Origin of the sequence: Pseudosulfitobacter koreensis (genome assembly GCF_024733015.1) — a bacterium.
GTDB classification, from domain to species: domain Bacteria; phylum Pseudomonadota; class Alphaproteobacteria; order Rhodobacterales; family Rhodobacteraceae; genus Pseudosulfitobacter; species Pseudosulfitobacter koreensis.
In genome coordinates this window covers 96,327-108,892 of sequence record NZ_JANKJG010000005.1, presented here as the reverse complement: position 1 = coordinate 108,892, position 12,566 = coordinate 96,327, and the positions used below count along the sequence as shown (strand labels likewise).

The 12,566-nt window shown below is 62.3% G+C and carries 15 protein-coding genes and 1 other RNA gene; 7 read left to right on the top strand and 9 right to left on the bottom strand.

Annotation, left to right across the window (positions count from 1 at the left end; genetic code table 11):
• Positions 1–58 precede the first annotated feature (58 nt).
• From NTA49_RS08840 to NTA49_RS08830, 3 genes are all read left to right on the top strand, one after another.
• Positions 59–1,315, top strand: a complete 1,257-nt coding sequence (locus NTA49_RS08840; RefSeq protein ID WP_258294351.1) for a hypothetical protein — start codon at positions 59–61, stop codon at positions 1,313–1,315.
• Complete coding sequence (locus NTA49_RS08835; RefSeq protein WP_258294350.1) at positions 1,312–2,664, top strand: cytochrome P450; 1,353 nt, start codon at positions 1,312–1,314, stop codon at positions 2,662–2,664. Before NTA49_RS08840 ends, NTA49_RS08835 begins: the two co-directional genes overlap by 4 nt.
• An 84-nt stretch (positions 2,665–2,748) precedes the next feature.
• Positions 2,749–3,639, top strand: a complete 891-nt coding sequence (locus tag NTA49_RS08830) for a fructose bisphosphate aldolase (protein ID WP_258294349.1) — start codon at positions 2,749–2,751, stop codon at positions 3,637–3,639.
• 54 nt (positions 3,640–3,693) lie between these two features.
• Here NTA49_RS08830 and NTA49_RS08825 read toward each other — a convergent pair whose 3' ends face one another.
• From NTA49_RS08825 to fumC, 4 genes are read right to left on the bottom strand one after another with little or no spacing between them, the layout of a single operon-like run.
• Complete coding sequence (locus NTA49_RS08825) at positions 3,694–3,930, bottom strand: hypothetical protein (protein WP_258294348.1); 237 nt, start codon at positions 3,928–3,930, stop codon at positions 3,694–3,696.
• Between the two features lie 23 nt (positions 3,931–3,953).
• Entirely contained in the window at positions 3,954–4,172 is a 219-nt protein-coding gene (locus tag NTA49_RS08820) for a ribbon-helix-helix domain-containing protein (protein ID WP_258294347.1), read from the bottom strand.
• The gene (locus NTA49_RS08815; RefSeq protein WP_258294346.1) at positions 4,169–4,345 is read right to left on the bottom strand and encodes a DUF4169 family protein; all 177 of its coding nucleotides are present in this window, start codon (positions 4,343–4,345) and stop codon (positions 4,169–4,171) included. Before NTA49_RS08815 ends, NTA49_RS08820 begins: the two co-directional genes overlap by 4 nt.
• A gap of 4 nt (positions 4,346–4,349) precedes the next feature.
• Positions 4,350–5,741 carry a class II fumarate hydratase gene (gene fumC, locus NTA49_RS08810; RefSeq protein ID WP_258294345.1) on the bottom strand — a complete coding sequence of 464 codons (1,392 nt, stop codon included), beginning with the start codon at positions 5,739–5,741 and terminating at the stop codon, positions 4,350–4,352.
• A gap of 225 nt (positions 5,742–5,966) precedes the next feature.
• Between fumC and NTA49_RS08805 the strand changes: the two genes are divergently transcribed.
• The gene (locus NTA49_RS08805; protein ID WP_258294344.1) at positions 5,967–6,545 is read left to right on the top strand and encodes a hypothetical protein; all 579 of its coding nucleotides are present in this window, start codon (positions 5,967–5,969) and stop codon (positions 6,543–6,545) included.
• Between the two features lie 3 nt (positions 6,546–6,548).
• Here the strand turns inward: NTA49_RS08805 and NTA49_RS08800 are convergent, their stop codons facing one another.
• The 5 genes from NTA49_RS08800 to NTA49_RS08785 form a co-directional block, all read right to left on the bottom strand.
• Positions 6,549–6,977, bottom strand: coding sequence for an NUDIX hydrolase (locus NTA49_RS08800; RefSeq protein WP_258294343.1), 429 nt, complete (start codon positions 6,975–6,977; stop codon positions 6,549–6,551).
• Between the two features lie 33 nt (positions 6,978–7,010).
• Positions 7,011–7,532 (bottom strand): SspB family protein, encoded by a 522-nt coding sequence (locus tag NTA49_RS08795; RefSeq protein ID WP_261368236.1) that lies wholly within the window; start codon positions 7,530–7,532, stop codon positions 7,011–7,013.
• 78 nt (positions 7,533–7,610) lie between these two features.
• Positions 7,611–8,828 (bottom strand): chromate efflux transporter, encoded by a 1,218-nt coding sequence (gene chrA, locus NTA49_RS08790; protein WP_261368235.1) that lies wholly within the window; start codon positions 8,826–8,828, stop codon positions 7,611–7,613.
• A gap of 175 nt (positions 8,829–9,003) precedes the next feature.
• Positions 9,004–9,354: a transfer-messenger RNA gene (gene ssrA, locus NTA49_RS17195) on the bottom strand.
• 108 nt (positions 9,355–9,462) lie between these two features.
• Positions 9,463–10,134, bottom strand: coding sequence for a hypothetical protein (locus tag NTA49_RS08785; protein ID WP_258294340.1), 672 nt, complete (start codon positions 10,132–10,134; stop codon positions 9,463–9,465).
• 287 nt (positions 10,135–10,421) lie between these two features.
• Between NTA49_RS08785 and NTA49_RS08780 the strand changes: the two genes are divergently transcribed.
• The 3 genes from NTA49_RS08780 to NTA49_RS08770 all read left to right on the top strand — a co-directional run bounded on the left by NTA49_RS08780 (position 10,422) and on the right by NTA49_RS08770 (position 12,468).
• Positions 10,422–10,931 (top strand): DinB family protein, encoded by a 510-nt coding sequence (locus NTA49_RS08780; protein ID WP_258294339.1) that lies wholly within the window; start codon positions 10,422–10,424, stop codon positions 10,929–10,931.
• A 134-nt stretch (positions 10,932–11,065) separates the two neighbouring features.
• Positions 11,066–12,058 (top strand): acryloyl-CoA reductase, encoded by a 993-nt coding sequence (gene acuI / locus NTA49_RS08775; RefSeq protein WP_258294338.1) that lies wholly within the window; start codon positions 11,066–11,068, stop codon positions 12,056–12,058.
• Positions 12,055–12,468, top strand: coding sequence for an HIT family protein (locus NTA49_RS08770; protein WP_258294337.1), 414 nt, complete (start codon positions 12,055–12,057; stop codon positions 12,466–12,468). Before acuI ends, NTA49_RS08770 begins: the two co-directional genes overlap by 4 nt.
• Positions 12,469–12,566 lie beyond the last annotated feature (98 nt).

The window sequence follows — 12,566 nt, the reverse complement described above, 5'->3', positions numbered from 1 at the left end:
CGGCTTACTTTGCACCGAAAACCTGTCTAGACTGCTGCGCAAAGCAGGACGCAGGCCGATGCAGGACCCACAACAGACAGTGCGCAGACGCCGGGTGTTCTATATTCCCGGCTATGACCCGATCCATCCGCGCCGCTACCGCGAGCTGTACCGCAAGGAAGGTGGCGCGCAGGCGGTGATCAGCGGCTATGAGATTGGCCTGAAACCGCGCAAGTTCAACGGCAACTACGGCTGGCATGTGGATGCGGTCATTGACGGCGTCGATGTCGATGCGGATGTCGAGGTTCTGGTCTGGTCCGACATCGTGCGCGACAGCATGGCGACCTCGATCCCCGCGACTTACCTGCAGCTGATCCGCACCGCCTGGGTCTATATCTCGACCGGCGCATTGTGGCGGCTGATGAAGCTGCGCAAGGGGCCGATCATTGCGGCACTTTATCCGGTCGGCATGTTGCTGGTGCAACTGCTGCTGGCTGTGCTGGTGGCTTGGGGCGTGTTTCGCACGGGTGTTGCAGCAACGGAATGGGTGGTTGGAACGGATGTTCGGGGGCCGCTTTTTGCGGCGACTCTGGTCCTCTGGAGTGCTTTGGCACTGGTCGCTGCGGTCTGGCTGTTGCGCTGGTTCAAAATGCAGGATGGCAAGTTTTTCGCCTATTACCTGATGCACGACTACGCGTTTTCCGCAGCCTCGCGCGGGGCCAACCCGCCCGCGCTCGAGGCGCGGATGGCGGTCTTTGCTGACAGTATCGCAATCGCGCTTGGCTCGGACGTGGACGAGGTGCTGGTCGTCGGCCATTCGTCAGGCGCACACTTGGCGGTGTCGATCCTGTCGGATCTGATCCGCGCGGGCAGGGTGCCTGCGCATGGTCCCAAGCTTGCGTTTCTGTCGCTGGGGCAAGTGGTGCCGATGGTGTCGTTCCTGCCCGACGCCCACCGTCTGCGCGCCGATCTGCGGTTTCTCAGCACCACGGATGCGCTGGCCTGGGTCGACGTGACGGCCCCCGGCGACGGCTGCGCCTTTGCACTCTGCGATCCGGTGGCGGTCTCTGGCGTGGCCCCCGAGGGGCAGCGCTGGCCGCTGGTGCTCTCGGCGGCCTTTACCCAGACCCTAAGCCCCGCGCGCTGGAAGGAACTGCGCTGGCGGTTTTTCCGGCTGCATTTTCAATACCTCTGTGCATTCGACCGCCCGGGCGACTATGACTATTTCCAGATCACCGCTGGCCCTCAGCTGCTGTCCGACCGCTACGCCACGCGCCAACCGTCGAAATCGCGCATCGTGGTGGCGGTGTCGAAATACACCTCCGTGGCCGCATGACGCTGCCACCCAAGCCCCCCAGCCGTCCCGACAAGGTGTCGCTCTGGCGCTATGTGCGGCTGTTCCGTCGTGATCTTCTGTCGGCACAGCCCGCGCGGCTTTACCGTGCGTGGATGGCCGAGTTCCGCACGCCGTTCTTTCGGTCTTACCTTCTGAACCAACCCGATCTGGTCGATCTGGTGCTGAAGGAGCGCCCTGACGATTTCCCCAAATCGGATCGCATCGGCGAAGGGTTGCGCCCGCTTTTGGGCAATTCGTTGTTTCTGACCAATGGCGAGACGTGGAAACGCCAGCGTCGCATCATCGACCCGGCGTTCGAGGGCGGACGGTTGCGCGACACCTTTACCGCGATGTGGCAGGCAGCGGATGCGGCGGCCAAGCGGCTGGACAAGCGCGCAGGCGAAGTCGTCGAGATCGAAGCCGAAACCAGCCATGCCGCCGCCGACGTGATCTTTCGCACGCTGTTTTCGATCCCCATCGAGCATGAGGTCGCGACCGAAGTCTTTGACGAATTCCGCCGCTATCAGCGCGGCCAGCCGATCCTGAACCTGGCCGCGTTCATTCCGCTGCCGCGTTGGATGCCGCGCCTGCACCGCAAATCCACCCGCGCCAGTGCCGCGCGCATCCGCGATCTGATCACCCGGCTGACCCGCGACCGTATGGCGGCGATTGACGCTGGCACGGCGCCCGACGACCTCGCAACCAAGATCATGACCACCGCCGACCCACAAACCGGCGAAACCTTCGACACCGAAGAGATGGTCGACCAGGTGGCGATCTTTTTCCTGGCAGGGCATGAGACCAGCGCGTCGGCACTGGCCTGGGCGCTTTATCTGATGGCGCTCTACCCTGACTGGCAGGACAGGCTGGCGGCAGAGGCGCAGGTTCTGGACGGCCCCGATTTTGCGGTCATGTCGAAACTGCGCCTGTCGCGCGATGTATTCCGCGAAACCTTGCGTCTCTATCCGCCCGTGCCGATGATGGTGCGCGAGGCCGCGTGCCCAGAGCATTTTCGCGACCGTGACATCAAGAAAGGCAGCCAACTGGTCCTGAGCCCCTGGCACCTGCACCGGCACGAACGGCTGTGGGACCGGCCCGATGATTTTGATCCAGACCGCTGGCACACAGAGAATGGCAAGGCCTGCGCGCGCAGCGCCTACATGCCCTTTTCCGCAGGCGCGCGTGTCTGTACGGGGGCCGGTTTCGCGATGGTCGAGGGGCCGCTGATCCTGTCGCGTATCCTGCGCGATTTTCGCGTCACCCTGACCGACGCGCCGCCGCCCGTACCCGTCGCACACCTGACCGTGCGCTCGGATCGGGGCATTCCGCTGATGGTGTCACGCCGCTGACACCTTGTTTGCGCTATCAATTTTTATGCCGCGCCAAGATGCGGTAACACCGTTCAAAGAATCAAATGAACCTCGGAGATTTCCATGTCCAAGACCTCAGACCAACACGCGCAGATGCACAGCGGCGCGGGATTTATCGCCGCATTGGACCAATCGGGCGGCTCGACGCCCAAGGCGCTGGGGCTCTATGGCGTGGACTCCAACGACTATGACACCGAAGATGAGATGTTCGGTGAAATCCAGAAGATGCGTGAGCGGATCATTCTGGCGGACGACTTCAGCGGCAAGAAGGTGATTGGCGCGATCCTGTTCGAGCGCACGATGCACGAGAGCATAGACGGCAAGAAAGTGCCCGATTATCTTTGGGAAAACTGCAATGTCGTGCCGTTCCTGAAGATCGACAAGGGTCTGGAGGACGAAGCACACGGCGTGCAGCTGATGAAGCCGATGCCCGATCTGGATGCCACATTGCAAACGGCAGCCAAGGCCGGGATCTATGGCACCAAGGAACGCTCGGTCATCAACACCGCCGATGCCGAAGGGATTGAAAAGGTCGTCGCCCAGCAGTTCGAGGTGGCGCGTCAGGTCATCGCCGCCGGTCTGGTGCCGATCATCGAGCCCGAGGTGAACATCCATTCGGACACCAAGGCAGAGGCCGAAGAGTTGCTGAAAGCGGCGATCCAGAAACATCTGGACACGCTGGCGGATGGCGACGATGTGATGCTGAAACTGACCATTCCGAACGTCGCAGGTCTCTATGACGATCTGGCGGATCATGCGCGCGTCGTTCGTGTCGTGGCGCTGTCGGGGGGCTACAGCACCGACGAGGCCTGCGAAAAGTTGGCCAAGAACAGCAAGATGATCGCAAGCTTCAGCCGTGCGCTGACAGAAGGGTTGCAGCGGGCGATGACCGACGCCGAATTCAACGCCGCACTGGGGGCGAACATCGACAAGATCTACCGCGCGTCGATCTGAGAAATGGGAAATGCCGCGGCATTTCCCGACAGGGTTTTTCAGAATGAAAAACAGTCACAGCAGAACGCGGATCGGTTCCTGATTGCAAAAGATAATGAACTGGCCCGCGTTTTCGATCACGCCATACCCGCGACGCTGCACTTCGCGCAAAAACGCATCGCGTCCCACATAGCGTTCGATGTCCCGAATTTTCCGACGCACGACCGCACCCTGACGGGCGGCCTTGGCGCTGAAAATCTCAAGCATATAGCGCTCGGGGCTGAACGGCCCGTGGGGTGAAAACTCTGACATTGCGCCAGATCATCAGATCACGGTTAACGGCCCGTTAATTCGCGAAACACAAACAACCGGATCGACGAGGCCAGCCCCACATCGGGGTCGCGCGCATCGTCGATCTCGGCTGCCAGCGCATTGATCGGCAGACCGCGCGCGGCGGCGATATCCCGAAACGCGCGCCAGAACGCATCCTCCAGCGAGACCGACGTGCGGTGCCCGTGCAGCGTCAGCGACCGTTTGACCGGCCTCCCGCTCATCTGTCGCGCTTGTGATTGTCGAGCGCGCGCATTGCCCTGTCGGCTTCTTTGCGCACGCTTTCTTTTTCAGCCTTGGTGCGCCCGAATTTCACCGCATTCGCGTCGGCCTGCGCCGATTTCTCGGCGCGGGCCTTGGCCTTGCGGGCCTTGTTCAGGTTCACCGGCGTGACCATGGGCTTACTTCGGCCCGATCATGTTTTCAGGGCGCACGACGCGGTCGAATTCCTCGGCGTCGACAAAGCCGAGCGCAATCGCCTCTTCCTTCAGGGTCGTGCCGTTCTTGTGCGCGGTCTTGGCGACCTTGGTGGCGTTGTCATAGCCGATGGTGGGGGCCAGTGCCGTGACCAGCATCAGCGATTCCTTCATCAGCTTGTCGATCCGCGCGATGTTCGCCTGCGTACCGACGACCATGTTGTCGGTAAAGCTGCCCGCCGCGTCGCCCAGCAGTTGCATTGATTGGATCACGTTGTAGCTCATCATCGGGTTGTAGACGTTCAGCTCGAAATGGCCCTGCGATCCGGCAAAGCCCACGGCGGCGTCGTTGCCCATCACGTGCGCGCAGACCATCGTCAGCGCCTCGGCCTGGGTGGGGTTCACCTTGCCCGGCATGATCGATGATCCCGGCTCGTTTTCGGGCAGGATCAACTCGCCCAGACCCGAGCGCGGACCAGAGCCCAAGAGGCGCATGTCGTTGGCGATCTTGAACAGCGACGCCGCCACGGTTTTCAGCGCGCCCGAGAACATGACCATCGCGTCATGGGCGGCCAGCGCCTCGAACTTGTTGGGCGCGGTCACGAAGGGCAGGTCGGTGATCTCGGCAATCTCGGCTGCGACCTTCTCGGCAAAGCCCTTGCGGGTGTTCAGGCCTGTGCCCACGGCGGTGCCGCCCTGCGCCAGCTCGTAGATGTCGGGCAGGCAGGCCTCGACCCGTGCGATGCCCTTGGCGACCTGATGGGCATAACCGCCAAATTCCTGGCCCAGCGTCAGCGGCGTCGCGTCCTGGGTGTGGGTGCGGCCGATCTTGATGATGTCCTTGAACTCGTTCGATTTGGCCTCCAGAGCGCCGTGCAGCTTGCGCAGACCGGGCAGCAGCGTGTCGCGGGCAACCATGCCGATGGCCACGTGCATCGCGGTGGGGAATGTGTCGTTCGACGACTGACCCATGTTGCAGTGATCGTTGGGGTGGACGGGGGTTTTCGATCCCATCTCGCCGCCCATGATCTCGATCGCGCGGTTCGAAATCACTTCGTTGGCGTTCATGTTCGACTGCGTGCCCGATCCTGTCTGCCAGACGACCAGCGGAAAGTTGTCGTCGAACTTGCCGTCGATCACCTCTTGGGCAGCTTCTTTGATGGCGGGGGCCAGGTCTGCATCCAGATCACCGAATTCCAGATTGACCGCAGCGCAGGCCTTCTTGATCACACCCAATGCGCGCACGATGGCTATGGGCTGCTTTTCCCAACCGATGGGGAAGTTGATGATCGAGCGTTGCGTCTGCGCGCCCCAGTACTTGTCCGAAGGGACTTCGAGAGGGCCGAAGCTGTCGGTTTCGGTGCGGGTATGGGACATGAATGGGCTCCGGGCTTGTGAAATGTCACGCAGGGTGTATCGCCATGACGGTGCCGGCGCAATTGGGCAATGGCGCTGTTAGCGCGTGACTTGCCCCCTCGCGCTCGGCGAAACGGGGTCTTTGTATTGCAAGATCGCTTTTGCGGATGGCACTGCCCCGAGCGGCCCCTATATGCCATAAAGAGGCGTCGCATCATCGCGAAGTCAGCGCCGAAGGGATATGTCATGATCCGATCCATTGCCGCCACAAGGTCATTCAGCCGGTCACAGGCCGCGCCCTGTCTGCGCCTTTCGCTGACAGTCCTGTTGCTGCTGCTCTTCACGTTGCCCGGACATGCCGACATCCGCCCCTTCGTGGGCACCTACGAAGGCGCCGCCGATGTGCTGTCTGCCGACGGCACGGTGCAGACGCGCGACATGAGCGTCGAGATCGGCGCGACGGAAAAGGGGTTCAGCGTGCGCTGGTCGTCGACCCGCACCCGCGATGACGGTCGGGAAAAGTCGAAAGCCTATACCATCCGTTTCGTGCCCAGTGCGCGCGACGGGATATTCGCCGCCGCGATGGGCCGGAACGTCTTTGGCCACGATGTGCAACTGGACCCGATGGAGGGGGAGCCCTACGTGTGGGCGCGGCTGGCGGGAGACACGCTGTCGATCTATTCGCTCTTCGTGACGGACGAGGGCGGATATGAAATCCAGCAGTTCGACCGCACGTTGGTGGACGAGGGCCTGCGGCTTGAGTTTCAGCGATTGCGCAATGGCGTGCCGATGCGGTCGGTCAGCACGGTGTTGCGGCGGCAATAGCTCTCAGGCCCGCGCAAGCGCCTCAACCGCGGCGGCAACCACGTCGTCCACATGCCGACTGCATGCCAGCCGGTTGCGCATCACGTCCATCACCGGCACCCATTCGGCGGCAAGGGCATCGTCAGCCGCGACCGGATCGCCCTCCGGATAGGCGCAGAGCACGACAGCCAGCAGGAAATGGTGGCGCAGCGTGCCATCCGGCCCGTGCACGATCACGTCGATGTTGGTCAGATACCGCAGGGCGCGGGCGCGCACGCCGGTTTCCTCGGCCAATTCGCGCACCGCTGCGTCCAGCGCGGTTTCGCCCAGGTCCACATGCCCACCGGGAAACCCCCATAGCCCCGCGTCGGGTTCGTTCCGGCGCTGGACCAGCAGCACATGATCGTCACGGATCACGACGGCCAGTGCGGCAAGTGTGGGGGCGGTCGGCATGGGGCGCGACTTTCGGCGGTATCAGCGCAAGAGTTACTGCTTGCGGAAACTGTCCAGCGAGACCACCTCGGCGTCCTTCTTGCCGGGTTTTTTCTTGGCGTCGGTGTGGTCCGTGTGCTCGACCGGCGCTGGCACGACCTCGTGCTTGTCCTTGTCGGCCTTGGCCTTGTCCGCACTGCCCGTATCTTCGCCTTCGGGTGCATCCTGGCTTTCGAAACGCAGACCGAATTCTACCGACGGGTCTACAAAGGTCTTGATCGCGTCATAGGGGATATACAGCGGCTCTGGCGCATCGCCGAAGTTTAGCGTGATCGAAAAGCCGTCGTCGGTCACTTCCAGCTTGTCGTACCAATGCTGCATCACCACCGTCATCTCGCCGGGATAACGGTCAGAGAGCCAATCGGCCAGCTCCGCATCGGGGTGGCTGGTGTCGAAGGTGATGAAAAAATGATGCGCTCCGGGCAAACCGTTGTCCGCCACGTCCTGCAGGACCTTACGGATCAAACCCCGCATCGCGTCATGCATCAAATTGCCATAGTCAATGTTGCGGCCCATGCGCGTGTCTCTAAGCCCCTGAATTTCGTTGAGGTCGATCATATAAGTTTTGCGACCAAGCGAAAGGGGTGTCCAGTATTATCCGACGATCATCCCGGCAAGCAGTCCGGCGGTTGCCGTCAACGCCAGTGTCAGGGGCAAGCCCGCACGCGCGCCCAGAAGCAGCGCCGCCGCCAGCACCGTCAGCAACAGCGCCCGCAGATCCAGCGTGGCAAGGTCGGGCAGGGGCATCACGCCAAGTGTGTTCACGGTTCCAAAAAGCACATGCAGTGCGAACCAGACCGACAGGTTCAGGATCACGCCCACCACCGCGGCGGTGATCGCGCGCAGTGCACCGGCAAGGCGCGGGCGGGCAGACAGGCTGTCAAGATAGGGACCAGCCAGGAAAATCCACAGAAAACAAGGTGTGAATGTGACCCAGAGCGCCAGCAGCCCTGCAAGGATCGCCATGGCGATGCCACCCTGCGCAAAGCCCGCCAGCAGGGCCACGAATTCAGTCACCAGAATCAGCGGCCCCGGCGTGGTTTCAGCCAGCCCCAGCGCGTCGATCATCTGGCCGGTGGTGATCCAGCCGAAATCCTGCACCACGGTCTGCGTCATATAGGCCAGCACAGCATAGGCCCCGCCAAAGGTCACAACCGCGAGTTTCGAGAAAAACAGCCCCAGTTGCAGCAGGAACGATTGGTCCAGCGCCCAGACCAGCAGCAGCGGTGCAGCCCAAAGCGTGCCCCAGAGGGCAATGGTTTGCAGCGGGCGACTGGTGGCTGCGAGAACCGGTTGTGCCGTCTCGGCCCGCGCGCGCCATGCCCCGAAAAGCCCCGCAGCCAGGATCAACAGCGGATAGGGCACGCCAAAGGCAAAGAGCCCCAGAAACGCAAGCCCCGCCAGCATCCATGCGACGGGTCCTTGCAATGCCTTGGAACTCACGCGCATCAGCGCCTGCACCACGACCACGATCACCGCCGCCTTGACGCCCAGGAACGCCGCCTGCACCAGCGGCAGCGCGCCGAACTGCACATAGCCCAGCGCCAGTACCATGATTACGACCGCTCCGGGCACCACGAACAGCAGACCGCCCAGCAGACCCCCGGCGACGCCGCGCAATTTCCAGCCTGCATAGGTGGCCAGCTGCATCGCCTCGGGTCCGGGCAGCAGCATGCACAGGGAAAGGGCGCGCAGGAACTCCTGCTCGCTCAGCCATTTGCGGCGATCGACCAGTTCGCTGTGCATCAGCGCGATCTGCGCAGCCGGACCGCCAAAGCTCAGCAGGCCGATACGCCCGAAGGTGCGGAGCATCTCGGCCAGGCTGACGGGGCGTGTTGAGAGGGTCGACACGGCGGCGGTCCTTGCTCAGGGCGCACCGGTGGCGCGGGTTCCCGTTGGCGCAATCAGTGACCACGCGGCGCGCATGTGTCAACCGCGAGCGGGAATGGAAGACGGGACATGGAAATTAAGCCGGGAATGTGGGGTAAGTGCAGGCTTCTGTTGCCAGGTGCCTGCGAACCCCGCCTTACACTGCTAAGCGCAAGGACTTAAGTTTCGATGTATAGTTACAGCTTACGCTGCAACTGCCATCGGAGCACGATTGTCATTTGCAATTGTACAGTTTTCGCCGATAACGGTGGCAGACAGCCGAGACAAAGCATAACCCCTTTAGACGTTCGTCGATCCTATTTCGTCCCCATGATCCCCAAATGAAGGATGTTTGGTGGAGACGCCGGGTACCGCCCCCGGGTCCGATCCGCTTATTACGAGCGCGTTTATGTCCATAGTCCCGAAGGACACCCTGAATATAGGATGGGTGCTCTTTGGTTGCAAGGGGGATGGCGAGACGGATTTTCACATTTTTCCAAGTGAGCTTCGTCCCACAACCACTTGATTCAAATTGTATAAAGTGGATGTGTTCATCCTCATCAAACACCCGATGCGCTCAAAGCGCATCGTTGTCGTAGAACGTGGGCGAAGACCGCAAGCCGAAGTTTTGCAACAGGCCAAGGATCGCACCATAGCCGATCAAGCCGCTGCCCAGAAGCTCCAACCCTTCCTGTACGATGTTCTTGATCCGGGGATCGTAGGCGTCGCCCATGACGGGCTCCCAAAGGCTGCCGGTGCCAAACAGCCGACTGAACACCACCAGCAGCAAAAACCCGCAGTACATGAACGTGCCCGAACGCGTCTGAAAGTGTTGCAAAAACGGGATCGCCAGGGTGTCGCGGTGACGCAGTGCAATCGCGAGGCCCGCCAGACCCAGCGCCAGCGCTGGCCATTTCCAGAACCCGTGCCAGACATAGTCGAACAGATAATCGTTTTCGCGGATGACGATCAGCCCGCACATCGTCGCCACCAGCACCAGATAGCCCCGCGCCTGCGCATGACGCGTGGCCCCCCAGACAAAGATCAGCCCGGTGGCAAAGGTAAGCAGCACATGCAGCGCCTCGGTGAACGATGCCTCGCTGATGCTATCGCCATAGACCACCACGTCCAGCCGCACGACCAGCACCACCAGGATCAGCAGGGCCATCAATCCGAAAAACTCCGTCGCGGCCGCAAGCAACAGCATGCGGACACGGGATGGTGCGATTTCCATCGGCACATCGGTCATCGTCTGGGCCGCCTCTCGGGATGAAAATTGTTTATGACAGAATTGTAACGCAACTGGGAGCGGTTTAGTTTCACAGCCGTGTGAACCGATTGTCGCATTGTGGCCGTGCTGCATCAGGCTGGGGACGTAGGGTCATTTCCAGACGTCCCGCAATATCGCGGCAAATGTCTTTGTCTTGGCGGCGCAGGTCTGACAACACTCGAGGGGGCATTGCAGGGCGTCTCTTTGGCGCTGATTCCGGCGGAATGGCCCAGCATCGGGGCGCAGAACGGCAAAGGGGAAGGCCGATGATCGACAAGGGCTATGTCGTCACCATGGCGCGTTACAACGCCTGGCAGAACCGGCAACTGACGCCGATCGTCACCGCGATGGACAAGGATGCGCTGGATCTGAATCGCGGTGCCTTCTTCGGCTCGATCCTCGGCACGCTCAATCATCTGCTTTGGGGCGACCGGATGTGGCTGGCGCGCTTTGGTGCCGACGTCGACGTTCCTGCGCGCGGCGATACCACGCAACTAAACCCCACGATTGCCGCCTGGAGCGCGGAGCGGTTTCAGGTGGACGGGCGTTTGACAATCTGGGCCAGTGCCTTGCGCAACATCGACCTTGCGGGCGATCTGACGTGGTATTCCGGCGGAGAAGCGCGGGACGTGACGCAGCCCATGTGGCTGTGCGTCAGTCATTTCTTCAACCACCAGACGCATCATCGCGGGCAGGTGCACGCGATGCTGACGGCTGCGGGGCAGGCGGCGCCGGTCAGCGATCTTGTGTTCATGCCCCCGGATGGCGCAGCATGACCACGACAACGGAACGCGCGGCCCATGCGTGCGTTCCTGTGAAATAGTCCGAGCGCGCCGGGGGGCATACCCCCCACGCATATCGGTGAGATTTAAACAGAGAGGGCGGAGGCCCTTGGGAAGGACAGAGCGGCATGTTTGATGCATTGGTTGTGAACAAGGACGAGGACGGCAAGACATCTGCGGCAGTGACGCAGATCGGTCTGGAGGATCTGCCGCAGGGCGACGTCGTGGTGGCGGTCGAATATTCCACGATCAACTACAAGGACGGGCTGTGCATCGGCCCCGGTGGCGGTCTGGTCCGCAACTACCCTCACGTGCCAGGCATCGACTTCGCAGGCACTGTCGAAAGCTCGGAGGATGACCGTTACAAGCCCGGCGACAAGGTCGTTCTGACCGGTTGGCGCGTGGGCGAGGCGCATTGGGGCGGCTATGCGCAAAAGGCACGGGTCAAGGCCGACTGGCTGGTCCCACTGCCCGAGGGTCTCGACACGCGGCAGGCAATGGCCGTGGGCACCGCAGGATTTACCGCGATGCTGGCCGTCATGGCGCTGGAAGATCACGGGCTGACCCCCGACACGCCCAACCCGGTGCTGGTCACCGGCGCATCCGGCGGCGTCGGCTCGGTCGCAACGGCCATTTTCGGCAAGCTGGGCTATTCCGTGGCCGCCGTCACGGGCCGCATGGACAACGCCGAATACCTTTCCAGCCTTGGCGCAACGACCATCGTCCCGCGCGCGGATCTGGCCGAGACGATCAAGCGCCCGCTCGAGGCCGAAACCTGGGCCGGCGCGGTCGATGCCGTGGGTGGCGACATGCTCGCGCGGTTGCTGGGCCAGATGGAATACGGCGCCAGTGTTGCTGCCGTCGGCCTGGCGGGCGGTGCCAATCTGCCCGCGACGGTCGTGCCGTTCCTGCTGCGCGGGATAAACCTGCTGGGCATCGATTCCGTCATGCAACCTTATGACAATCGCGTCCGCGCATGGGGCCGGATCGCCACGGATCTGCCGATGGACAAGCTGGAGGCGATGGTGCAGCCCGCGACCCTGTCGGACCTGCCCAAGCTGGGCGCAGATATCCTCAACGGTCAGGTCAAGGGCCGCGTCGTGGTGGATGTGAACGCATGAGCTATGATGATCAGAACATATTCGCCAAGATCCTGCGCGGCGAGATCCCGAACGTCACGGTCTACGAAGACGACGACACGTTGTGCTTCATGGACATCATGCCGCGCGCGGACGGGCACTGCCTGGTGATCCCCAAGACGCCCTGCCGCAACATGCTGGATGCCAGCCCCGACCAGCTTGCCGCCTGCATGCGGACGGTGAACAAGGTGTCAAATGCCGCGATGACGGCCTTTGGCGCCGATGGCATCACCTTGCAGCAGTTCAACGAGGCGGCAGGCGGGCAGGAGGTGTTTCACCTGCACTTCCACATCCTGCCGCGCCACGAGGGCGTGGCCACGCGCCCGCCCGGCCAGATGGGCGACATGGACGCGATCAAGGCACATGCACAGGCCATCTCGGACGCCTTGTGAATCGGCACTGACCCCCCGACCAGCCCCCGCAAGCAAAATGTCAACCGCCACTATTTTAGGCAATTGGTTGCCACGCGGGGGAGGGTCGGTATGCTTGG